The following is a 22,739-nucleotide window of genomic DNA, read 5'->3' as shown; positions in this document are numbered from 1 at the left end:
CTAGTGGTATTGGTATTATCTGTATACTTTCCTGTGTAAACGACTCTTCCCAAGGCGTCGTATTTGGTAAATAGCCATGTATTGCTTCCTCTTAGATTTACATCTTGAGTAAGGATTGGACGATCTAGTTTATCATAGACAATATATTCCCATCCTTTCCCTGGAATTCGTTTTTCAATCAGCCTGTTTCTATGATCGTACTTGTACTGATAACAATATTTTTCAATTGTATTGTTAGCATTGATATCTGGTTGTGCAGATGCCATAGGAGGTAATACATAGGTTAGATTCCCAAATTTATCATACACATAATAAGTATCCAAAGTTTGTGCTCCATCATAAGTACGCTTTAAAAGCACCTGTCCAGATTTGTTGGTATATTCTTCTGTGGTATGATCTGTTGGATACTCTTGATTCTTTTTCCAATTCTCATCTTTAGTGATCGTTTTGGTCAGTTCTCCTGTAGGGTAATATGAATTTGTATATGATAATGATATATTCTGAGAGACTCCGCTAGGATGAGTCACATCATAACGTTTTACAGCATCCCCAAGTGAATCATTTAATTGATACACCATTTTAATGGTATGTTCTTTAGCAAGCGACCAATCTTCTCCTGCTGCTGCTTGTTCAACTGCTCTATCCACATTATCAAAAATCTGTGCGCTATACGATGGAGCTAATGATCCTTTTATACTCATCTCATCTAAAAGCGTTCTAAGGTTTTGTGGCAGGTTAGACAAACCATCAAGGATCGTTATCAGCCCATTTGTATTGGTCTGACTGGTAATATCTTCACTGTATTTATTGTGATAAAACTGTTGTTGTTTTCTAGTTTCTCCTACTGCTAGGCTATTACCTGAGACATCACTGATATGTGTATCTGTAAAACTTCCGCCACGCTCATTAGTAACATAGGGCAAGAAAGTATTGGCACTACGTCCATATCCATCATAAGCAGCGATGGTTTTAATATCTCTTCCATCTCTTGGAGACTGTCCAATGGCTATTTGCATTTGTGAGCGTCCAAGTCCATCAAAGTAGGTAACCTGTTCTATTTTATCTTTAGCTGTAACATTACTGATATCTTGGAGTTGTGTCGCTCTTTGATAAGCTACAGAGTGAACATAGTTTTTGTCCTGATTGATACTTGTCTGATTGGTAAGATCAGGACAACCATTAAATTCCCCAAAAGTATCAGGGCAGCTATCTCCTCCGTTTTCTACATACCCACTTGGAATGCTTCCAGAGCAAGAATAAATCACATCTTCAATATCTCCAAAACCATCACCTTCAACATCTCTATAATAGGCTTTAAATGCTGTTAAGCTTGGATCAGTATCATCACAATCCATTTGTAAATTCGCTGTATTGTTTAGATCAATCATTACCATATTCGAAGGAATATTGTCACAGCCTTGTACTACTGAGGTAATGGTATAATGATCGTCATTATCTCCATCTACAATAGCTGCCCAATAGGTATCAGGATTGATAAGGGGATCACTATCATCACAGTCACTAGCATTACAGACCCTATTGCCTTTTTGTATAACAGCATAGGCAGGAACTTCATATTGATATTGACTTGGATTTTGAGGGTTATAAGGATAGTTACTATCTCCATAGCCATCTCCATCCCAATCGTAGTATTGAATCACAGAACAATCCACCTGAATTGTCTGAGCTTGCACTTTTGTATTAGTGAAAAAAACACTAACACATAGAAGTGATAAAATATATTTCTGTATTGTTTTCATTGTTAGTTGTTTTTGTAGTGATACGTATTTTGACTCAGTACATTTCCATCATGGTCAAGGACAAACTCCAAACGTCCCATAATGTCGTATTTATAGAAAGTCTGTCTTCCTCTAGGATCACTGCTTTTAATCATCCCTACCATTGGCTCAAACTCATAGGTACTCACCATGGCATTTGGTAAGTTTGCTCTTAGTGGAGCTAAGGCATTTTCTAACGCTACTCCTGTAAGATTTTGAATCGTAGTTTCATCTACAAGAGCAGATACCTGAGTGTAGGTAGCATTTTCAATCTTAGCTACTGGATAGTTATAGTTATATCCCCAGAGATAGGTAATAGATGTTCCGCCAGTTTTAGAAACTTCTCTAGGTTGTCCATAAGGAGTATAGCCGTGATAGGTAACACGCTCCTCTAGTGCTGTATTTTCTTTAGCTCCTAAAATACGTGCCACTTGATTTTTTCCTTCAAAAACACCGTATTCACTTTTAATAGTAGAAAGTGTGATACCTTGCTCTTTACTTTCTGTAACTAGTGGAATATTAATTCTATTTTCACCTAGTAACACCGTATGATTTTCTTCATATGGATAGCGTATAATCGTTTCATTCATGTCTCCCTTACTATCAGTAGTCACTGTTTTGGTAGGATTGTAATGTGTAGGAACGCTCTCATAATAAGTGTCAGTTATTTGCGTGAGCTGAAGATCACCTTCTCTAGTAATTACCGTATTTTTATTTGGCAATGTTTTTCTTGAGAATAATGTATATGCGTGCATTGGTGCAAGTGTTATTCCATAAGCACTATTTACATCATTGACTTCAGTGCTAGGATCAATTCCCAATTCGTTCATTAATACATCTCTGTCGATTGCCGCTGTTAATTGTCCAAAGGTTGGAATAGGTGAGCCAAAGACCCTGCTTACTGTTGCATTACTTATCGATTGAATAGGAGGGTTTAAATTTACGCCTTCTATGTCGTTAGTAGTTTCAAATATTTGATACTCTGTACTTGAGATTTGCTTATTTTGAACGTTTTCAGTTAATAAATTCCCATCTTTCCAATCGTATACATGTACACCACCTAAACGCACATTAGAGTAATCATTTGCCTTAGAATAGGTTCTAACAATAGATTTGGTATCTCCATCATTCGAGCTCATTCCTTTATTAGAAGGTGCGATCTCATGGATCGTCTCTGTTACTTCTGTATATCCTACATATCCTGATTGTGTGGTAAGCAGTGGTACAGAACTATTAGATGTAATACGATAGGTTGGGAAATAAAAATTAGCACTAAATGTTCCTGATGCCTCATGTAATGCGAGGTCCTTTGATAAGTATATAGGTGTACTAACTACAGAACCTCCTGCATATTCATAGCTTTTGTGTGATGCTAGTCTTGACGCATTGTAGGTCTTAATGGCTTGTACACGTATGCCTCCAAAGTAGTCTACTGTTTGAACACTTGTATTTGGATTCTTTTCAAACCAACTAAGTTCTATCTCACTGTAATGATCTATAAGACTATAATCATTATTCGTACTTGTAATTTCTATTTCTAATTTATAGGTTGCTCCTTTATCAAGTAAGACATAGCCTGATTCCCAGATTGCTCCTGTAATAGGAGGATCTATACTTCCTACTTTGATAAGCTTAAAAAACATATTGTTACATACCAAATCGTCACCGTCAAAGATTGCTGCTACATTATCACTTTCACATCGATTAGAAGCTCCCATGTAGTGAGCTTGTGTTTTATTAGCATCATTCGGTGCTGATTTGGCATCAGAGGCAATGGTAAAATCATTGGAATAAAAACGATAGACCGTAGCATTTCCATTTTGAGTAATGGTATGTTGGTGTGAGTTTAATGCTTTAACCGTAGTCATTTTTTCTATATATGGCGGAAGGCTTCGCGTCTTAATATCTCCTTTATTGTTTTCATAAAATAGACGTGTGACACCGCCTTCTGGATAGGTGATTTTTTCTAGCATACACGCAGTGCTGTATTCAGGGTTAACCTCTCTGTTTGCACCATTAGAGATTTGTATGCCATTTGGAATGGCAATTAAACTGGTATTACCTGTAGCTCCGTTGTAATATCCCCAATGATCTTGTGCGAAGGACTGCTTGTCGGGAAGCATTTGTGAGGTATTATAATCAAAACTATACTCATAATGATCCTCTTGTACACTACTGTTGTAACCACCTCTAAACTGTACCTTATCTAAGTATAAACGTCTGGTTACAATGCTTTGCGCATTACTTGGTGCGCTATTGGCATGGTCTAAGAGCATCCCTGCTCTTGGGGTACTTTCAAAATAATCATGAAAGAATTCAATCTCTTGCAATTTTACATCTTGGTTATTGTAGACCTCAATAAATTGTAATCGTTTTGCGTTAGAGCGCATATCTAAACGCTGCTCTGGTGCTTGCACGAATTTTACATAACCATTACTACTAGTTATTTTTGATAATTCTTCTATATAACGATACGAGGTACTAAATGATTCTGTGGTATAAGGATTAGCAATCGTATATTGATGATTTCCTTGTGAGTTTGTTGTCCATACATCAAGAGGATTTAAAATAAGACTCTGTCCTCCATGACTAAACTCCCAACGTGTAGCGGTATCATTAGATAATAGCTCATGTGTGTATTCAAAGCTAAGCTCATCACCATTGATACTGGTTACTTTGGTTAGATTCCAAGTTTCTATATAAGAAAGACTAGTTCCTCCATCGGTAGGAATAGAGAACTGACCATCCTTTTTTTGATACGATTGGCTACGTATAAATTTATTTCCCGCAGAGAACTCATACAATGTTCCGTTGGTGTCGGTAATCTCCCAACCAATGATGGTATTGTTATTAAATATTGGTTCGATCTTTACATTTTGCTCAGGAAACTGAACGATTTCTCCTTTTGGATTCACATCTCGCTTCTGATTGAACATAAAACGTCCTGACACCCCTAACATGCTATAATTAAAATCATCAGGTTGAGGATCGTATAGATTAGAGCTTTCTCTGATTTGCTTGCAGAGATCAGCGCCACTACTGCCACCACTTCCATTACAAGCCGCAGCAATATCTGCCGCAGTAGTAGAAGTATGAATAAAGCCGTTGACATAATCATCAGGTAAACCTTTGACCACACGGCTTATTTGTCCACCCGCAGAGAGCGACCATCCAAGTCCAACACGACTGGCTTCTTCGTTGACTCTGTGACCACCTGCGTGATACGATAAATTAATAGGGGCAGCGAGTTCACGTCCTGCTAAAGTATACACAGGTACACCAATATTGGGTACACCATTTTAATACGAAACAGGAACTTCGCTGTAGCGTAGTATGGAACTTACCTCTGGTGAAGAAGGAATTACTGTAGGAAGATCATAAGGCGATGCCTGATTCTGCGATATTCCTAGCATACTACATAAAAAAAGGCATAGAAATGCGATACAATTTTTCATAGAGTGTTTGATTTTGAATTATTTACTAGTTTTTATTTTTTGAAGATGTATGTTTTTACACTGCCATTTTAAAAGGCGTATTTGATTCTTGATTTTTAATCATTTTGGAAATCTCTCGATTCTTACGATAACTCACTGGTAAAACAATTTCTTCTTTTAAATACACCAAACGATAGCGTGGTTCATAACGTTTTAAATGGGAAGAGTTGATAAGATATGAGCGGTGAATCCTTGAAAAGTTCTTTTTTGAAAACAACTCCTGATAATGTCCAATAGGTTTAGAGCTAAGGAATTTTGAGTCTCCTTTTACATGTATCCATGAGTAACATTCACTGGCTTCTACATAAAGAATCTGTGATTTTTGAATATAATCACCTTGATTTACTGTCCCCATAAGAAGATAGTTTTCATTGTTTTTAAGTGCTTTTTTTACATTCTTTTTGTTTTTGTTCCAATCATGCAATACGAGTTTTTAAGAGTTATTAATTCTTTGGGGTACAGCTTGGTTGGTGGTTATCATTTACAAAGTAAATTCTTTTTTCTATGTCAGTAGAAAATAATATATAAGCGTAAATATGTCATCTCTTATCGGTATTTCACTACCATTTAACGACATTATTTCTTGATTATTAACCAACTGCCTTTTTTTATTCCATTATTTTTTTCTTCTGCAAACATCTAAAACAAAGAGAGTTTTTTGACTCTATTTTAAATCTCAATTCTGTAGTTGCAGTATAATTTTATCTATATGAAAATTTGATATAGTAAGTAGTTTATAAGATTAATTACAGATAAAAAACTAATGTCAATACAAGAATAAGTACCATAGAAAGTATAGCAGCAAAAAAGCCAATAATAAACCAACGAAAACGCTCTAACTTTTGTAAACTCATGCCTATACGAATTAAGGAGATTTTGTTTGCTGTTTTTGTTCTAACTAAATAACAAAGTGATACTTTTAAAGTTTAGCAGATCACCTTGCACTAAAGAGTAGAACTGACTAAAATTCTACATATTAAATACACCTTTTGAATTTGAAAGCACTAAACAAAGGAAAAGCGCTTATCAGAAAAGTACCTAAATTTGAAAAAATGGTCTGAATAAAGGCGTATCATTCTTATCTGTGTAGTGTATCATCTAAATCAAAACGATGCACATACTTATAAATTACTATCGATATAAATAGTAAAATACAAAAGCATCCTACCCCAATAATAATCATTATGAGTTGCCATGTAGAAAATACATCTGATCCCAATTGTAAACCTTCTAAATTGTTAGTTCTCATTTTTTTAAGCTAATATTAGATTTTTTTATAGTGTGCCCATTAATCTATTGTAGCCTTTAGCTGTTAAGAAGTGATATTTATTTGATAAAAACTTTTCATTGATTGCAGTTTTTTAAGTTATTTATTTTACAAAATTACCAGTTGTTTTAAAGTCATAAGATATATACAAAAGAGGGAATGATGTAGTATCTATCTCTGTAAGTTCCATAAAAGGTGATCATTCCCCCGAAATTAGGACAGTAGTTTAAGTTAGAAAAAAAACAACATCGAATTCAATGTAAAATTGAATACCCACAAGGTCAGAAACAGAAATAATCACATTAAAACTAAAAACGTATCAAGAAATAATTAAGTAAACATATCATACAAACACTATTCCTTATCTATAATTATAAGATTTTAACTATTAATGTTCGATAAAACCCTTTGAGTTGGTTACAAATCTTTGTAACATTAAAGTATGGTTTTGAGCAATCTTACAATTTCAGGAAAAGAAATCAAGACTTACTATGCAGTAGTTATAGTAGGTAATTATACGATAGTTCCTTTCAATGAAAAACAAAAAAGATATACAAACATTACAAACCATAACTACTGAGCAATTAAAAAGCTTTGATGGTTTTGCTGATATATCTATAGAAGAAGCAGAGCGTATCATTCACACATTAAAAGAATTATCACTTATTACACATCAAATTATTACCGAGCATGAGTAACTTAAGTCAATTTCAAAACTTCGCCAAGCAGAATAAACAGAAAATAATTCGTACTAGTAATGCTGTTATTTACACGAGAGTTTCAGGAGCAAAACAAGAAGACAATACAAGTTTAGAAAGTCAAAAAATACATTGTACTTCCTATGCATCACGTTTGAAATTAAATATTGCAGCCTATTTTGGAGGAACTTATGAAAGTGCTAAAACGGATGATCGAAAAGAATTTTCTAAAATGATAAGTTATGTTAAACTAAATAAAATTTCATTTATCATCGTCTATAGTATTGATCGTTTTTCTCGTGCTGGAGCAAGTGCAATTACCATAGTTGAAGAATTAAAAAAAATTGGGATCAATGTACTTTCGGTAACACAACCTGTAGATGTGGAAATATCAACAGGAATGTTTTTCCAAAACCTAAATCTATTATTTAGTAAATATGATAATGACCAAAGGCGTGATAAAGTAGTCATGGTAATGCGTCAACGCCTTTTAAACGGATATTGGATAGGTAGAGCACCTCTTGGTTATAAGAATACCAGAAATGAAAATAATGTTCCTGTGATTGCAATGGATGAAAATGCAAGAATCATTCGCAATATATTTTTATGTAAAGTAAATGAAGGACTATCCAATATACAAATCGTAGAACGTTTATAAAAACAAGGTTTTAAAATACTTAGGCAAACGATTACAAAGATTTTTAGAAATCCTATCTACTGTGGACTCGTAGCATATAATTTATTGGATGGTGAAATTGTACAAGGAAAACATCCTGCTATCGTTTCTAAAGAATTATTCTTAAAAGCCAATGATTTACAAGCTATAAATCCGCATGGTTACAAGCAAACTAAAGTAAACGATAATTTGCCACTACGAGGTGGATTCTTAAGATGTGAAAAATGCGAAAAAGCATTGACAGGCTATGTTGTAAAAAAGAAAAACGTTCATTATTACAAATGTAGAACCAAAGGGTGTCGTTGTAATAAAAACGCAAATGCATTAAACAGTCAGTTTATAGAATTATTAAGTAGCTACAAAATAGACAAAAAGTTAATAGCACCGTTAAAATTGCAACTAAAAAATACTTTTGAATACTTCTCTAAATCAAATGAGGATAACACAGCTAGTTTAAAATATAATTTGAAGACTATCAAAGCGAATTTAGATCAGGTAGAGGAAAGATACGCAATAGGCAAAATAGACCTTACTATATATGAAAAGTATTTAAAGAAGTATCAAGAACGAATAGAGGAAATTACTGTAGAAATAAACAAAACGAGTTTTGAAAAGTCGAACCTTGATTCTTACATCGATAAATCGTTAGAATTAGCATGTAACCTGCATAATATATGGGAGTTAGGGAATCATTCGCAAAAGCAAAAGTTACAAAACCTATTGTTTCCTAATGGAATCTTATATAGTAAAGAAAATGATAGGTGTCGAACTACAAAAGTTAACAGCGTACTAGAGTTAATAAATTCATTATCAGTAGTTTTTGATTCAAAAAAAGGAAGTCAAAAAAACAAAAATGTTGACTTTTCCCATTCCCTAAGAGTAAAGCAAGTCTAAAAATTAAAAATTCTGTAAGGAGCTGAACTTGTCGAAGCTACCAACTTCCACCAGCGCCACCACCGCTAAATCCGCCGCCGCCAAAGCCACCTCCGAATCCACCGCCAAAGCCGCCACCGCTACTTCCGCCGCTGCCAAAAGAACCTTTTCCAAGATTACTCAAAATAATAATATCGAGCAAATCACTTCCAGTACTTCGTCTTCTGCCGCCGCGATTATTGCCGCCGCCGTTACGTTTATTGTTCGCTAAAATGGATACTAGCACTATAAAAAAGATAATCAAAAAGAATACTACACCTACAGGAGCGCCTTTTGAGGAACGTTTTCGTTCACCTGTAAACTCGCCAGCTAGTACTTCAATAATGCTATCAACACCGGCGTTCAATCCACCATAATAATCACCTTTCTTAAAAAATGGAATAATACGATTTCTGGTAATCTGCCCTACAATTCCTGCTGTTAATTGGTTTTCGGCACCATATCCTGGAGAAATCCATATCTTACGATCGTTCTTTGAAAGTACGATCATCACACCATTATCTTTTCCTTTTTGTCCAACGCCCCATTCATGTCCCCATTTTGGCGTAAGCATACCAATACTTTCTCCTTTCAAACTTTCAATAATAGCAATGACAATTTGGGTAGAAGTTGTATCAGAATACTTAATAATTTTATTCTCTAAGGAAGCTTTTTCTGTATTAGAAAGTAGACCTGCATAATCGTAAATAGCATCAGGATTTGCTTTTGTGGGTTTCGGTGGAATGTCAAACTGAGCATTCGAAACGTTCAAGAATAGCAATCCTAAAAGGCAGAGAAATGTACGTAAATATGTTGTTTGTAGTGTTTTTAGCATTAGCCTCTTGAAATTTCGTTTGAGAGTTCGTTTTCGTCGTTATCCATATCCCAAGGGAAATGCTTTTGTAATTCTAGTCCGGCTTGTAATACACCATCAATCAATCCTTGTGTAAAATTTCCTTGTCGGAACTGATTACTCATGGTATCACGCGTAGTATCCCAAAAATTATCTGGAACTACATTATTAATGCCTTCGTCACCGCAAATCACAAATTTTTTATCGCGCACAGCAACATAAATAAGCACACCATTGCGGAGTTTAGTATTGTCCATTTTAAGCATGTGAAATACTTCTAGCGCGCGTTCAAAAGGATCAATATTAACACGATCTTCAATGTGAATGCGAATTTCACCAGAAGTATTTCGTTCTGCTGTTCTAATGGCAGCAACGATTTCTTGTTCTTCCGCTGCGGAAAGGAAATCTTCTACTTTAGACATATGTTGTGTACGTGTTGTGAATTATTAATTACTAAAATCGAATTCAACATCTGGTGCATTCTCAGAACCAGCTGCCGCTTTGAAACGAGCCATATCTTTAAATCCAAACATACCTGCAAAAAGATTATTTGGGAATGTTTTAACGCTTTTGTTGAAGTCATTTACCGCTTTGTTAAAACGGTTTCTAGACGTTCGTACTGAGTTCTCTGTGCTAGCCAATTCGTCTTGAAGTTTCAAGAAATTCTGATTGGCTTTTAAATCAGGATAACGTTCAACCGTTACTAAAAGTCTTGATAAAGCACCTGATAATCCATCTTGTGCTTGTTGAAACTTTGTCATGTTTTCTGGTGTTAAATCATCTACGTTTATTTGTGTAGACGTCGCTTTTGCTCTGGCATTAATAACTGCTTCTAGTGTAGATTTTTCAAAATCAGCAGCACCTTTTACAGTATTTACTAAATTTTTAATAAGATCACTTCTTCGTTGGTATTCACTTTCAACATTAGACCAAGCTGTCTTGGCATCTTCACTTAATCCTACCATTCCATTATATTTCGTATACGTGAAAATGGCTATAATCGCTAGGACAACGATTATGATGATCGATTTTTTACTCATAATTATTCGGGTTTATCTGTTGTTAGTATTGTATTTGGCTTGAGCGTTACAAGTTATCTTTAATTTTTACTAGTTCCGCTCTTATGTGTTGTAATTTACGAATTATCTCAAAATTGGAAAGTGTTTTTTTCTTTTCCTCTTTTAAGTGAACTTTGGCGCCTTCAAGAGTAAAGCCGCGTTCTTTTACCAAGTGATAAATAAGTTCGATATGTTTGATGTCTTCTGGAGTAAATTTACGATTTCCTTTAGCGTTTTTTTTCGGTTGAATTTCATCAAATTCTTTTTCCCAAAAACGTATCAAAGAAGCATTCACGCCAAAAGCTTTTGCAACTTCGCCGATGCTGTAATATAATTTGTCTGGTAAATCAATATGCATTAGTCAAGCGATTGATTCTGCTTTTCAGCGTTTTTAAGTAATTGTTCAAACTCTGCAGCAGATAAATTTCCATAGTAAAAATTAATTGGATTTATTTTTTCTCCGTTCTTGCGAATTTCATAGTGCAAATGCGGTGCTTGCGATCGTCCTGTACTTCCCACAAAACCAATTAAATCACCACGTTTTACCTTTCTTCCTTTGCGAACATTGTACCTGCTTAAGTGTGCATACAAGGAAACATATCCGTATCCGTGATCAATTCGTATATGCTTTCCAAAACCTGAAGAAGAATTGTCTGCACGAACAACAACACCATCACCAGAAGCGTATACTGGCGTTCCTCTTGGAGCGGTGAAATCCATTCCCCAATGCATTTTACGAGCTTTCGTAAACGGATCGTTTCGCCATCCATATCCAGAAGCCATACGTGTTAAATCCTCATTAGTTACAGGCTGAATGGCAGGAATAGAAGACAAAAACTTTTCTTTATCTTCAGCAAGTATTGCAATTTCATCTAAGGATTTAGAATGTACAATCATGCGTTTTTGCAATTTTTCCAAGTCTTTTGTAGTAGAAATTAGCAAATCAGCATTTTCATAACGATACAAATCTTCATAACGATTTACACCACCAAAACCAGCTTTTCGTTGTTCCTCTGGAATTGGGTTTGCTTCAAAATACAAACGATAAATATTGTTATCGCGTTCTTCTAAATTTTTTAAAACTTCTTGTGCTTGTTTAATCTTCTTATTCAGTAAGTTATACTGAAGTTTCATCTGTGTTAATTCACGTTTTAAAATCTTCTCTTTAGGCGTTTCAAAGGCAGTATTGAGAAACAAAATCATGAGTAAAACTGAACCCAAAACAACCGATGCAATGTATACTAAAGCATAGCCAATTTTGCGTCCGCGTTTGGTTTCAATCTTCCGATATGATAATGTTTCTGAATCGTAATAATATTTTACCTTACTCATTCCTTAAATTATTCTATTTTTGTACAGATTTTCGTGAAAATAAATTCGCGAATCAACTGTGAAACGAACAAATATAGCTATTGTTTTACAGTTTTTAGAAATTTTAAAGCAGGTTAAGATAAATTTAATAGAAAAAATAAATTCTCTTACCACTATTATATAAAAGTATAACACATGAAATCTCAGGATATTAGAGCGAAGTTTTTAGAGTTTTTTAAATCTAAAACACATCAAATTGTACCTTCTGCACCAATGGTTACGAAGAATGACCCAACTTTGATGTTTGTCAACTCTGGAATGGCACCTTTTAAAGAATATTTCTTAGGAAATGGAACGCCAACAAGCAATCGTATCGCCGATACTCAAAAATGTTTACGTGTAAGCGGAAAGCACAATGATTTGGAAGAAGTAGGATACGATACCTATCATCATACAATGTTTGAAATGTTAGGGAATTGGAGTTTTGGCGATTACTTTAAAAAAGATGCCATTGCCTGGGCATGGGAATTATTGACAGAAGTGTACGAAATTGACAAAGATATTTTATATGTAACTGTATTTGAAGGAAGTGATGAAGATGGATTGAAACTCGATCAAGAAGCATACGATTTATGGAAAGAAATTATTCCAGAAGATCGCATTTTGATGGGTAATAAGATAGATAATTTCTGGGAAATGGGAAGTCAAGGACCATGTGGACCTTGCTCTGAAATTCATGTAGATATTCGTTCTGAAGAAGAAAAAGCAAAAGTATCAGGAGCTGAATTGGTCAATATGGACCATCCACAAGTTGTGGAAATTTGGAACTTGGTATTTATGCAATACAATCGTAAAGCTGATAAATCTTTAGAAAAATTACCTTCGCAACATGTTGATACAGGAATGGGATTTGAACGTTTGTGTATGGTGTTACAAGATGTAAAATCGAACTATGATACGGATGTTTTTACGCCAATTATTCGAGAAATTGAAGCCATCACAAATGTAGAGTACGGAAAAAATGAAAAAATAGACGTTGCTATTCGCGTGATTGCAGATCATGTGCGTGCCGTTTCTTTTTCTATTGCTGACGGACAATTGCCAAGTAATAATACCAGAGGATATGTAATTCGTAGAATTTTGCGTAGAGCAGTTCGTTACGGATTTACATTCTTAAACAAAAAAGAACCTTTTATCTATCGTCTTGTAGATGTGTTAGATAAGAAAATGGGGGAAGCATTTCCAGAAATCAAAGAGCAAAAGCAATTGATTCAGAATGTAATTAAAGAAGAAGAACAATCGTTCTTACGTACGTTAGATCAAGGATTGTTATTGTTGGATCGTGTGATAAAAAATGTTGAAGGAAATGTAATTTCTGGAAAGAAAGTTTTTGAATTAAAAGATACCTATGGTTTTCCACAAGATTTAACAGAGTTGATTTTAGGTGAACGTGGATATTCATACAATGTAGACGAGTTTAATGAAGCATTAAGAAAACAGCAAGAAGGTGGACGAATAGGAACTAAAATTGAAGCTGATGATTGGGTAGTGCTTATAGAAGATGAAGAAGAAGAGTTTGTAGGCTATGATACACTTGAAGTAGATGTGAAATTGACGCGTTATCGTAAAATTGAAACTCAAAAAGAAGGTGTGCAATATCAATTGGTATTCAACCTAACTCCATTTTACCCAGAAGGCGGAGGACAAGTTGGAGACAAAGGATATTTGGAAGTGCCTAATGGTGATGTTGTCTATATTTTAGATACAAAAAAGGAGAATAATTTGATTATTCATATCACTAAAAACTTGCCAAAGAACATCAATGAAACATTTCGTGCAGTTGTAGATAAAAAGCAACGTGAACGTACGGCTGCAAATCATACAGCAACGCACTTGCTACATCAAGCATTGCGTGAAATTTTAGGGACACATGTAGAACAAAAAGGTTCAGCAGTGCATTCTAAATACTTACGTTTTGACTTTTCTCACTTTGCAAAATTAACCGTAGAAGAATTACGTGATGTAGAAAATTTTGTCAATGCTCGAATAGAAGGAAAACTTCCGTTAGAAGAAATCCGTAACAGACCAGTTGCAGAAGCAATGGCAGATGGAGCAATGGCATTATTTGGTGAAAAATATGGAGATACAGTTCGCTCTATTCGTTTTGGTCAATCAATTGAATTGTGTGGAGGAACGCATGTACAAAACACAGCAGATATTTGGCATTTCAAAATCAAATCGGAAGGTGCTGTTGCAGCAGGAATTCGAAGAATAGAAGCGATTACGTTTGATGCGACCAAAGAATTCTATTTTGAAAATAACAGAGCATACTACGAAATCAAAGATGTTTTAAATAATCCTAAAGATGCAGTAAAAGCAGTTACGGATTTAAAAGATGAAAACGCTAAGTTGAAAAAGCAAATTGAAAACCTTTTAAAAGACAAAGCGAAAAACTTAAAAGGCGATCTTAAAAATGAATTACAAGATGTTAGTGGAGTTCAGTTTTTAGCTAAGCAAGTAGACTTAGATCAAAACGGAATTAAAAACCTAGCATTTGAACTTGGCGGAGAAATGAATAACTTATTTTTATTCTTTGCCACAGCAACTGATACTAAAGTAATGCTAACGTGTTATATTTCGAAAGAATTGGTAGCTGAGCGTGGGTATGATGCTGGAAAAGTAGTACGTGAATTAGGGAAATTAATCCATGGCGGCGGCGGCGGACAACCGTTTTTTGCAACTGCTGGAGGGAAGAATCCAGGAGGAATTCCAAAAGCTATAGAACGTGTACGTGAATATCTTAAATAAGAAAGTGGTAAATGTATTTTAGAAAAAAAGAAGAATTTTCTTTGAAAAATCTTACATAGCATTTATTTTAGGACACAATAATCCTTATATGACAGTCAGATGAAAAAAGTCTATATCCTTGTATTGGCATTGTTTTTTGCAATTCCAATGCTTGCGCAAGAAGAAACAAAAGAAAACGATACCAAAGACGATGTGTATGTTTGGTGTGTAATGCCAAATAAAAAAGGAAAATGGTATAAATTAGAAAAGCCAACGCCTAAAGTGGTCACTGATTTTCAAGACAAATTGGTATATCTTAAATTTTTGAAGCCTTATGATATTGTAGAAAAAGGAAAGTTAGATCGTGCAACTAGTGACGCTATTTTAAAACTGGAAAAATTAAAAGGAGTTACCTATGAAAGTAAAGAGTTAGTTGGATTTACACAAGGAATGAAAAACAGACTCAATTTAATGTATCATATAGCCAAAAGAGCTGCGGAAAAAAAGGAAAAGCAATAATATATGCTATTACAAACTAACATTCCGTTTGTAAAAGAACCATACAACCCAATAAACTACAACTCAAATGTATGTTTATTGGGTTCTTGTTTTTCAGAGCACATTGGTGCTAAGTTGGCGTATTACAAATTCAAAACGTTTCAAAATCCATTCGGAATTCTATTTCACCCAAAAGCTATCGAAAATGTAATTCTAAAAGCGATCAATGAAGAAACGTATACCGAAGAAGATATTTTTTATCTAAATGAACGTTGGCATTGTTTTGAAGCGCATTCTGAAATAAGTGACGCAAATAAAGAAAAAATACTGGAAAAATTAAATTCAAGTATTCAACAAACACATAAACAGTTGCAAGAAGCTTCCCATGTTATCATTACCTTAGGAACTGCATGGGCGTATCGATACATAAAAACGGATACGATTGTTGCTAATTGTCATAAAGTGCCGCAAAAACAGTTTTTAAAAGAAATTTTGTCGGTAGATGAAATTGCTGCGAGTGTTGAAAATTGTATTATGTTACTCAAAAGTATCAATCCAAAAATAACCATACTCTTTACAGTTTCTCCCGTTCGTCATAAAAAAGATGGTTTTGTGGAAAACCAACGTAGCAAAGCACACTTATTAGCAGGAATTCACCAACATATATCAGCGCGACATTTAGTGCATTATTTTCCTTCGTATGAATTAATGATGGACGAATTGCGTGATTATCGCTTTTATGCCGACGATATGTTGCATCCAAATACATTGGCGGTGAATTATATTTGGGAAAAGTTTCAGTACGCTTGGATCTCTCACGAAAGTGAACAAGCAATGGAAGCTGTAGCAAACATTCAAAAAGGATTGGCGCACAAACCTTTCAATCTAGACTCTGAGCAACATCAAAAATTTAAGGAAAACCTACAAATCAAAATTCAAAAACTTCAACAAGATTTTCCGAATATTCAATTTTAAACTAACTGTTGAAAAACGGTTCTCTGAACAGCTTTTGTAGCTAAAATAGATGTCTAGTTCACCAAATCAACTCCATCACGAATCAATTGTTCGATTTCTGGACGTTCCATTTGAAGAGTTTGTAAGTGCTGTAAAATTTGCTTTTGTATAGCTGGTTGATCAATAGTTAATTCATACAATTCAACTAATAGCAACCAATCTTTCGGATGATTTTTAGTAAGTGTTTCCAGAATTGCTTCTAAAGAAACAGAAGTATCTTTTCCAGCTCTAAAATCACGAACTTTAGCATATAAATTTTCTAAATCTTGATCTTCTTTCGATTTCGGAACTTTCACTGTCAAAGTTTCTGATTTAAAATGCATCGTATCAAATGAGTTATAATCGGCGGCACCAGCATAAGCGGAAACAATCTTTTTACCTAAAGCCAAATCAAACGTACCATATTCAGGTTTAAACAATACGAGATCTTTATAAGTTACAGTACAATCAGTAAACTGAATCAAAATCAACTTTCCATAAATATTGCGAATTCCAGTGACGTTTAAACCATCTACTTTAATGCCACTTTCATATTCAAAAGAAATGCGTTCACCATCATAAAAACTATAGGCTTTTAAATCTCTTGGACTCATATCTTCAATCGCCAAATTGATACCTTTCAATTTACCCAAAGGAGAGCTAAAACCATGTGGATGCATCGTAACACCATGACCGATTAGTTCTTTTTCACGATTCGATAACGCAGTTGGACCTTCTGTTCTAAAAAAGACAACTTCATTATCTTCATTCATAATCATTTCTGTAAATACGCCTGAAACTTGTAAACCAGTACTCAATTCAATAGTACCAATCTTTTTAGATTCGATTAATTTTCGCAAACCTCTAAATCCGCCTTTTCGCAATGCCATAGTAGCAGCAAATTCTTCCAATACTTGCATCAAATAAGAAAAATCTGGAGTTACATACAATTGTGGTTGTGGTTTGGTAATATCAAACTCTTGATACGCAGCATCTACAGAATATGGAATCTTTTTTACTTCATCACTCATACACCATTTGCTCTCTCCGATAGAAGAAAGTAAACCGGCACCATAAATCTTTGGGCTGTCAACATTACCAATCATACCATATTCAACAGTCCACCAATGTAAATTACGAATCATGGCCATTTCTGACAGTTCTACTTTCTTAGCTTGTAATTCGTTCACACGATTTTCCGCTGCTTCAATCTCTGCCTCAGTACTTCCAGGTGCTTCTTTTACAATAGAAAGTTTACGAACAGCTTCATACATATCATTATCATGCGCAGATAAAATGGCTTTGGCTCCAATTTCTCCAAAACGACGTAAATATTCTGCATAATCAGGATTTGCAATAATAGGCGCATGTCCAGCTGCTTCATGTATAATATCTGGAGCTGGTGTGTACGTAATATGTTCCAACTGACGAATATCACTTGCAATCACCAATACTTTATAAGCTTGAAATTCCATAAAAGCATTTGGAGGAATAAAACCATCTACAGCAACAGCAGCCCAACCAATTTCTTTCAAAATACGATTCATTCCGTACATGCCAGGAATGACGTCAATAGAAATTCCTGTCTTTTTCAAACCTTCCAAATAAGAATCGTGCGCTATAGTACTCAAATACGAAACACTTTTACGCATCACATAACGCCAAACAGCTTGATTGATAGGAGTATAATCCTCATAATTCTGTGGCTTAATATACTGTTGTAAATGTGGAGGAAGTCTATCCAGTAACGGATTGGTTTCAATATTCTGATTCATTTGGCAAATTTTCACAAAACTATAAAAACATAAAATAGGGATGCAATAAAAAGAAGAAATTCAACGTATTTTATAAAATATGTATCTTCACAAACTTATAAGGGCAAAATTATGGTGCAAAAATCTGAAACTCGTAAAGAGGAAATTGTACGGACGGCAGAAATGCTTTTCAAAAAAAAAGGATACAGTGCAGTTACCATGCGTGACATAGCACAGGCTATGGGAATAAAAGCAGCGAGTTTATACAATCACATTCAATCTAAGCAACAAATACTATCAGATATTATCATTCAAATTGGTGAACAATTTACCGAAGGAATGGCAGAAATAGTAGCAACAGAAGAAACAACAAGTATTGAAAAACTAGAACAAATCATTAAGTTGCATGTAAAAATTACAATGAATAATCCTTCTCGAATGGCAACGATGAATAATGATTGGATGCATTTAGAAAAGCAAAAAGATTATTATTTAAGCTTGCGAAGAAACTATGAAGATAGTTTTCGTCAAATACTAAAACAAGGAATTGAAAAAGGCGAACTAAAAACAGTAAATCCAGAAATCATATTGTTCTCTATCCTCTCTACATTACGTTCATTATACCTTTGGATTCCTAAGAAAGAAGAAATTATCAAGGAAAATTTATTAGGCAAATTGAGTCAAGTTTTACTCACAGGAGTTGTTGTTTAAAACTATATGGCGTAACTTTTGTAAGTTTTTACATTAAATATATTATTGTAAAACCTTATATGTATTGGTTTTGTATTATTTAAATTAAAGTTAATTAATTTAAAAACCTACCATAAAATGAAAAGTAAATCCAAGTTTGGTTTGAGATTGAATAAAAGTATGATCTCTAACTTAAATGAAGTTGTCGCTGGCTTACCGCCTGTGCCGCCTGGGAGTAACTCTTGTGTGCAAGAAGAAACCTGTTTGACCTGTGATGTGTTTACCATCACTTGTTTAGTGCATACCTGTAAAGCATGTATGTAATATTGAATTGATTTTAAAACTCAAAAGACGCTTATGTAAGCGTCTTTTTTTAATTGTTTGAATTATAGTGTTTTAACTTTATTTTTTTATGTGATGTAAAATGCTAAGTTGGAATCAGTCTAAATTAACTCTTTGATTAAAAAACGGTTGCGAGTCAAACTAACAATTGTTAGTTTTGTAAAAACAACTAAAAAAGTACATGGCAAAGTTTCATGAAATAGAAGTGGCTGAAGTATATAAAGAAACTTCAGATTGTACAGTAATTACGTTCAATATTCCTGAAAACCTTCAGAAAGAATTTCAATATACTCAAGGGCAATACCTAACATTACGAAAAATCATCAACGATGAAGACATTCGTCGATCTTACTCTTTGTGTTCCAGCCCTGTGGACAACGAATGGAAAGTAGCGGTAAAGCAAATCCCAGGTGGAATATTTTCAACTTATGCAAATACAGAATTAAAAGCTGGTGATACTTTAGAATTGATGGAGCCAGCAGGTCGTTTTTATGTAGAAGTAGATCCGCAAGGAAAGAAAAACTATATCGCATTTGCAGCAGGTAGTGGAATTACCCCAATGTTATCTATCATAAAAACACACTTAGAATTAGAACCTGAAAGTACCTTTAAACTATTCTATTTGAATCGTACAGTAAAATCAATTATCTTTAAGGAAGAGATAGAACAATTGAAAAACAAATACTTACAGCGTTTAAATGTATTTTATTTCTTAACAAAAGAACAGCGAGATATTGAATTCTTAAATGGACGTTTTACGCCTGAAAAAATTGAAACACTCACAAAAACATTTATAGATATTCCAGATACTGCTGATTGCTTTATTTGCGGACCTGAAGAAATGATCTTTCTAATTAGGGATGAACTTGAAGCTGCAGGGTTGCCAAAAGAAAATATCCATTACGAATTGTTCTTTTCTGGCGATAAAAAAGCGTCAAACGCACATATTGCAGAAATTTTAGAGCAAAAAGTAGATGGAACTGATGTAACTATTGTCGATGGAGGAAAAGAATTCCATTTCATCATGGAAGAAGAATATGACAATATTTTAGACGGAGCTTTAGCAGCTGGTGCTGATTTGCCTTTTGCCTGCAAAGGAGGTGTATGTAGTACTTGTAAATGTAGAGTAGTCGAAGGTTCTGTAGAAATGAAAATCAACTATGCATTAGTAGAAGAAGAACTCGCGAGCGGATTGGTGTTATCATGCCAAGCTGTTCCAACCACAGAAAAAGTCGTTGTAGACTTTGATGTGTAGAAAATAATAAAGGAGTTATCCTTTGGGCGAACTTTCATAACTCGCTCTCACTAAAGACAAACAAAATTAGCTCGCTGAGAAGAGTCGAGTCGAAACTTAAAATTCATAATCATGAGTGAAGCACAATTAAAAAACACTGGAGCAGAGCGAAGCCGAAGTTTAGAAGAAATCTTTGAGCAACGCATTGTAAATGATGAAAAGATTGAACCAAAAGATTGGATGCCTGAAAAATATAGGAAGACACACATTCGACAAATATCACAACACGCACACTCTGAAATCGTAGGAATGCTACCAGAAGGAAATTGGATTACCAGAGCACCTTCACTTCGTAGAAAAGTAGCATTATTGGCAAAAGTGCAAGACGAAGCTGGTCATGGATTATACTTATATAGTGCTTGTGAGACTTTAGGAGTTTCTCGTGACGAATTATATGATCAATTGCATTCAGGAAAAGCAAAATACTCTAGTATTTTTAACTATCCAACAATCACATGGGCAGATATGGGAGCCATTGGATGGTTGGTAGATGGAGCCGCAATTATCAATCAAGTACCGTTATGTAATACTTCTTACGGACCGTATGCAAGAGCTATGATTCGTGTATGTAAAGAAGAAAGTTTTCATCAACGTCAAGGATTTGAAATCATGATGAGTTTGTGTAACGGAACAGAAGTACAAAAACAAATGGCACAAGATGCTTTAAACCGTTGGTGGTGGCCATCATTAATGATGTTAGGTCCTACAGATGATGTTTCTGTACATACAGCACAATCAATGAAGTGGAAACTAAAGCGTAAAACGAACGATGAATTACGTCAACAATTCATTGATCAAACGGTTCCACAAGCAGATATCTTAGGGTTAACAGTTCCCGATCCAGACTTAAAATGGAATGAAGAAACTGGTCATTATGACTTCGGGGAAATTGATTGGGAAGAGTTCTGGCAAGTTGTCAAAGGTCATGGTCCATGTAACAAAGAACGTATGAATGATAGAGTTGGTGCATGGGAACGTGGAACTTGGGTTCGAGATGCAGCTATGGCACATGCTGAAAAGCAACAAATCAAAAAAGAAAATCAAGCGAAAGCGGTATAACATAAAGTAAAGGGTAAAGAATCTCAATACTAGAAAAATATGGAAAAAAATTGGCCTCTTTGGGAAATATTCGTGAGAAGTAAAAACGGATTAGAACACAGACATTTTGGAAGCTTGCACGCAGCAGATGCTGAAATGGCACTAGAGAATGCAAGAGATGTATACACACGTAGAAGTGAAGGCGTTAGCATTTGGGTTGTAGAATCGAAAAATATTACAGCTTCAAACCCTGAAAACAACGGAGAAATGTTTGAGCCTGCACAAGATAAAATCTATCGTCATCCAACTTTTTACACGTTACCAGACGAAATTAAACACATGTAATGCAGCGGATTATTCTCACAAATTGGGAATCTGTGATTTGTACACTAAGCAAAGTCGAAGTGTACTCTAAAATTAAAAACAAAAAAGTTATCCACTTTTGTGGGCAATAAATATGAAAACAAACTTATACAACTACATACTTGAACTAGCGGATAACTGCTTAATAGCAGGTCAGCGATTAGGAGAATTATGTGGTCACGGACCAAGCCTTGAAACAGATATTGCGTGTACAAATATATCCCTAGATTTATTTGGGCAAACACGTAGTTACTTTCAATATGCTGCAGATATTAAAGGCGGCGATGCAACAGAAGATAGCATTGCATTCTTACGCTATGAACGTGAATACAAAAATGTATTACTAGTAGAGCAGCCAAATCGAGATTTTGCATATACAGTGGCAAGGCAATATCTATTTGATGTTTTTCACTTGCTATTGCTTGAAAAATTACAATTCAGCCAAGATATGACCTTAAGTGCAATTGCTAAAAAGTCAATCAAGGAAGTTTCTTATCATGTGCGTTTCTCAGGAGATTGGATCAAACGCTTAGGCGATGGAACAGAAGAAAGTCATGAAAAAATGCAAGCAGCCATTGATGGACTTTGGCAATACACAAACGAATTGTTTGAAGTTACCGAAGAAGCAAAAGCATTAGCGGAAGAAGGAATGGGAATAGATGTATCAACAATAAAAGATGCATACTATCAAAATGTAACTTTGCTATTTGAGGAAGCAACATTAAACGTTCCAGAATCAAAATACTTCCAAAAAGGAGGGAAATCAGGAATTCACACGGAACATATGGGATATTTACTAGCAGACATGCAATACATGCAAAGAGCGTATCCTAATATGAATTGGTAAATAATGTTCATTTGTCATTCCTGTGTAATTATTGAAAGTATTCGAAATGAAAGCAAGTAAACCTAAAACCCAACACCTAAAATCTA

General features: G+C 34.7%; 23 protein-coding genes. 12 read left to right on the top strand and 11 right to left on the bottom strand.

Features of this window, described 5'->3' with window-relative positions:
* The 5 genes from MK119_RS14035 to MK119_RS14015 form a co-directional block, all read right to left on the bottom strand.
* Positions 1–1,760, bottom strand: a 1,760-nt coding sequence (locus tag MK119_RS14035; protein ID WP_290679934.1) for a DUF6443 domain-containing protein, incomplete at its 3' end; no start/stop codon positions are given.
* 2 nt (positions 1,761–1,762) lie between these two features.
* Positions 1,763–5,050 (bottom strand): hypothetical protein, encoded by a 3,288-nt coding sequence (locus MK119_RS14030; protein WP_290679933.1) that lies wholly within the window; start codon positions 5,048–5,050, stop codon positions 1,763–1,765.
* A gap of 27 nt (positions 5,051–5,077) precedes the next feature.
* Positions 5,078–5,233, bottom strand: coding sequence for a hypothetical protein (locus MK119_RS14025; protein WP_290679931.1), 156 nt, complete (start codon positions 5,231–5,233; stop codon positions 5,078–5,080).
* Between the two features lie 55 nt (positions 5,234–5,288).
* Positions 5,289–5,627 carry a LytTR family DNA-binding domain-containing protein gene (locus MK119_RS14020; protein WP_290679929.1) on the bottom strand — a complete coding sequence of 113 codons (339 nt, stop codon included), beginning with the start codon at positions 5,625–5,627 and terminating at the stop codon, positions 5,289–5,291.
* A 723-nt stretch (positions 5,628–6,350) separates the two neighbouring features.
* A complete protein-coding gene (locus MK119_RS14015) occupies positions 6,351–6,521 on the bottom strand; it encodes a hypothetical protein (RefSeq protein WP_290679927.1) in 171 nt (56 codons plus the stop codon).
* Positions 6,522–7,072: 551 nt separating this feature from the next.
* On the opposite strand from MK119_RS14015, the gene MK119_RS14010 reads away from it, so the two are divergent.
* Genes MK119_RS14010 through MK119_RS14000 form a run of 3 tightly spaced genes read left to right on the top strand, consistent with a single transcriptional unit; the run spans position 7,073 to position 8,807 of the window.
* The gene (locus tag MK119_RS14010) at positions 7,073–7,237 is read left to right on the top strand and encodes a hypothetical protein (protein WP_290679925.1); all 165 of its coding nucleotides are present in this window, start codon (positions 7,073–7,075) and stop codon (positions 7,235–7,237) included.
* On the top strand, positions 7,230–7,895 hold the full coding sequence (locus MK119_RS14005) for a recombinase family protein (RefSeq protein ID WP_290679923.1): 666 nt from the start codon (positions 7,230–7,232) through the stop codon (positions 7,893–7,895). Before MK119_RS14010 ends, MK119_RS14005 begins: the two co-directional genes overlap by 8 nt.
* 15 nt (positions 7,896–7,910) lie before the next feature.
* On the top strand, positions 7,911–8,807 hold the full coding sequence (locus MK119_RS14000; protein ID WP_366512820.1) for a recombinase family protein: 897 nt from the start codon (positions 7,911–7,913) through the stop codon (positions 8,805–8,807).
* Positions 8,808–8,844: 37 nt separating this feature from the next.
* Here MK119_RS14000 and MK119_RS13995 read toward each other — a convergent pair whose 3' ends face one another.
* From MK119_RS13995 to MK119_RS13975, 5 genes are read right to left on the bottom strand one after another with little or no spacing between them, the layout of a single operon-like run.
* On the bottom strand, positions 8,845–9,660 hold the full coding sequence (locus MK119_RS13995; protein WP_290679921.1) for a YgcG family protein: 816 nt from the start codon (positions 9,658–9,660) through the stop codon (positions 8,845–8,847).
* Positions 9,660–10,100 (bottom strand): TPM domain-containing protein, encoded by a 441-nt coding sequence (locus MK119_RS13990; RefSeq protein ID WP_290679919.1) that lies wholly within the window; start codon positions 10,098–10,100, stop codon positions 9,660–9,662. The genes MK119_RS13995 and MK119_RS13990 overlap by 1 nt, the downstream gene beginning before the upstream one ends.
* A 24-nt stretch (positions 10,101–10,124) precedes the next feature.
* Positions 10,125–10,718 carry a LemA family protein gene (locus MK119_RS13985; protein ID WP_290679917.1) on the bottom strand — a complete coding sequence of 198 codons (594 nt, stop codon included), beginning with the start codon at positions 10,716–10,718 and terminating at the stop codon, positions 10,125–10,127.
* 46 nt (positions 10,719–10,764) lie between these two features.
* Positions 10,765–11,094: a MerR family transcriptional regulator gene (locus tag MK119_RS13980; RefSeq protein ID WP_290679915.1), complete on the bottom strand. Its 330-nt coding sequence runs from the start codon at positions 11,092–11,094 to the stop codon at positions 10,765–10,767.
* The gene (locus tag MK119_RS13975; protein WP_290679913.1) at positions 11,094–12,068 is read right to left on the bottom strand and encodes a M23 family metallopeptidase; all 975 of its coding nucleotides are present in this window, start codon (positions 12,066–12,068) and stop codon (positions 11,094–11,096) included. The genes MK119_RS13980 and MK119_RS13975 overlap by 1 nt, the downstream gene beginning before the upstream one ends.
* 174 nt (positions 12,069–12,242) lie before the next feature.
* Between MK119_RS13975 and alaS the strand changes: the two genes are divergently transcribed.
* The 3 genes from alaS to MK119_RS13960 all read left to right on the top strand — a co-directional run bounded on the left by alaS (position 12,243) and on the right by MK119_RS13960 (position 16,307).
* Complete coding sequence (gene alaS / locus MK119_RS13970; protein ID WP_290679911.1) at positions 12,243–14,855, top strand: alanine--tRNA ligase; 2,613 nt, start codon at positions 12,243–12,245, stop codon at positions 14,853–14,855.
* A 99-nt stretch (positions 14,856–14,954) separates the two neighbouring features.
* A complete protein-coding gene (locus MK119_RS13965; RefSeq protein ID WP_290679909.1) occupies positions 14,955–15,353 on the top strand; it encodes a hypothetical protein in 399 nt (132 codons plus the stop codon).
* Positions 15,354–15,356: 3 nt separating this feature from the next.
* On the top strand, positions 15,357–16,307 hold the full coding sequence (locus MK119_RS13960; protein WP_290679907.1) for a GSCFA domain-containing protein: 951 nt from the start codon (positions 15,357–15,359) through the stop codon (positions 16,305–16,307).
* 53 nt (positions 16,308–16,360) lie between these two features.
* Here MK119_RS13960 and MK119_RS13955 read toward each other — a convergent pair whose 3' ends face one another.
* Complete coding sequence (locus MK119_RS13955) at positions 16,361–18,100, bottom strand: aromatic amino acid hydroxylase (RefSeq protein WP_290679905.1); 1,740 nt, start codon at positions 18,098–18,100, stop codon at positions 16,361–16,363.
* 111 nt (positions 18,101–18,211) lie between these two features.
* On the opposite strand from MK119_RS13955, the gene MK119_RS13950 reads away from it, so the two are divergent.
* The 6 genes from MK119_RS13950 to paaC all read left to right on the top strand — a co-directional run bounded on the left by MK119_RS13950 (position 18,212) and on the right by paaC (position 22,653).
* Positions 18,212–18,790: a TetR/AcrR family transcriptional regulator gene (locus MK119_RS13950; protein ID WP_290679904.1), complete on the top strand. Its 579-nt coding sequence runs from the start codon at positions 18,212–18,214 to the stop codon at positions 18,788–18,790.
* A 117-nt stretch (positions 18,791–18,907) separates the two neighbouring features.
* Positions 18,908–19,093 (top strand): hypothetical protein, encoded by a 186-nt coding sequence (locus MK119_RS13945; RefSeq protein ID WP_290679902.1) that lies wholly within the window; start codon positions 18,908–18,910, stop codon positions 19,091–19,093.
* A 199-nt stretch (positions 19,094–19,292) separates the two neighbouring features.
* On the top strand, positions 19,293–20,366 hold the full coding sequence (paaE, locus tag MK119_RS13940; RefSeq protein ID WP_290679900.1) for a 1,2-phenylacetyl-CoA epoxidase subunit PaaE: 1,074 nt from the start codon (positions 19,293–19,295) through the stop codon (positions 20,364–20,366).
* 111 nt (positions 20,367–20,477) lie between these two features.
* The gene (gene paaA, locus MK119_RS13935) at positions 20,478–21,464 is read left to right on the top strand and encodes a 1,2-phenylacetyl-CoA epoxidase subunit PaaA (RefSeq protein ID WP_290679898.1); all 987 of its coding nucleotides are present in this window, start codon (positions 20,478–20,480) and stop codon (positions 21,462–21,464) included.
* Positions 21,465–21,503: 39 nt separating this feature from the next.
* A complete protein-coding gene (gene paaB / locus MK119_RS13930) occupies positions 21,504–21,788 on the top strand; it encodes a 1,2-phenylacetyl-CoA epoxidase subunit PaaB (RefSeq protein WP_290679897.1) in 285 nt (94 codons plus the stop codon).
* Positions 21,789–21,900: 112 nt separating this feature from the next.
* A complete protein-coding gene (gene paaC / locus MK119_RS13925) occupies positions 21,901–22,653 on the top strand; it encodes a 1,2-phenylacetyl-CoA epoxidase subunit PaaC (protein WP_290679895.1) in 753 nt (250 codons plus the stop codon).
* The last annotated feature ends 86 nt before the right edge of the window (positions 22,654–22,739 follow it).

The organism is Kordia sp., from assembly GCF_022447245.1.
In the GTDB taxonomy this organism is placed as follows: Bacteria; Bacteroidota; Bacteroidia; order Flavobacteriales; family Flavobacteriaceae; genus Kordia.
The sequence above is the reverse complement of the archived record's forward strand: the minus strand, read 5'-3'. Positions and strand labels throughout refer to the sequence as shown.

Excerpts from the sequence above, each read along its gene's own strand:
- MK119_RS13995 (WP_290679921.1), bottom strand. The coding sequence starts at position 9,660 with ATGCTAAAAACACTACAAACAACATATTTACGTACATTTCTCTGCCTT.
- MK119_RS13945 (WP_290679902.1), top strand. The coding sequence starts at position 18,908 with ATGAAAAGTAAATCCAAGTTTGGTTTGAGATTGAATAAAAGTATGATC.
- MK119_RS14025 (WP_290679931.1), bottom strand. The coding sequence starts at position 5,233 with ATGAAAAATTGTATCGCATTTCTATGCCTTTTTTTATGTAGTATGCTA.
- paaB (WP_290679897.1), top strand. The coding sequence starts at position 21,504 with ATGGAAAAAAATTGGCCTCTTTGGGAAATATTCGTGAGAAGTAAAAAC.
- MK119_RS13990 (WP_290679919.1), bottom strand. The coding sequence starts at position 10,100 with ATGTCTAAAGTAGAAGATTTCCTTTCCGCAGCGGAAGAACAAGAAATC.
- MK119_RS13960 (WP_290679907.1), top strand. The coding sequence starts at position 15,357 with ATGCTATTACAAACTAACATTCCGTTTGTAAAAGAACCATACAACCCA.
- MK119_RS13955 (WP_290679905.1), bottom strand. The coding sequence starts at position 18,100 with ATGAATCAGAATATTGAAACCAATCCGTTACTGGATAGACTTCCTCCA.
- paaE (WP_290679900.1), top strand. The coding sequence starts at position 19,293 with ATGGCAAAGTTTCATGAAATAGAAGTGGCTGAAGTATATAAAGAAACT.
- MK119_RS14010 (WP_290679925.1), top strand. The coding sequence starts at position 7,073 with ATGAAAAACAAAAAAGATATACAAACATTACAAACCATAACTACTGAG.
- MK119_RS13980 (WP_290679915.1), bottom strand. The coding sequence starts at position 11,094 with ATGCATATTGATTTACCAGACAAATTATATTACAGCATCGGCGAAGTT.
- MK119_RS13975 (WP_290679913.1), bottom strand. The coding sequence starts at position 12,068 with ATGAGTAAGGTAAAATATTATTACGATTCAGAAACATTATCATATCGG.
- MK119_RS13985 (WP_290679917.1), bottom strand. The coding sequence starts at position 10,718 with ATGAGTAAAAAATCGATCATCATAATCGTTGTCCTAGCGATTATAGCC.
- MK119_RS14015 (WP_290679927.1), bottom strand. The coding sequence starts at position 6,521 with ATGAGAACTAACAATTTAGAAGGTTTACAATTGGGATCAGATGTATTT.
- MK119_RS13950 (WP_290679904.1), top strand. The coding sequence starts at position 18,212 with ATGGTGCAAAAATCTGAAACTCGTAAAGAGGAAATTGTACGGACGGCA.
- MK119_RS14005 (WP_290679923.1), top strand. The coding sequence starts at position 7,230 with ATGAGTAACTTAAGTCAATTTCAAAACTTCGCCAAGCAGAATAAACAG.
- alaS (WP_290679911.1), top strand. The coding sequence starts at position 12,243 with ATGAAATCTCAGGATATTAGAGCGAAGTTTTTAGAGTTTTTTAAATCT.
- MK119_RS14020 (WP_290679929.1), bottom strand. The coding sequence starts at position 5,627 with ATGGGGACAGTAAATCAAGGTGATTATATTCAAAAATCACAGATTCTT.
- paaC (WP_290679895.1), top strand. The coding sequence starts at position 21,901 with ATGAAAACAAACTTATACAACTACATACTTGAACTAGCGGATAACTGC.
- MK119_RS13965 (WP_290679909.1), top strand. The coding sequence starts at position 14,955 with ATGAAAAAAGTCTATATCCTTGTATTGGCATTGTTTTTTGCAATTCCA.
- paaA (WP_290679898.1), top strand. The coding sequence starts at position 20,478 with ATGAGTGAAGCACAATTAAAAAACACTGGAGCAGAGCGAAGCCGAAGT.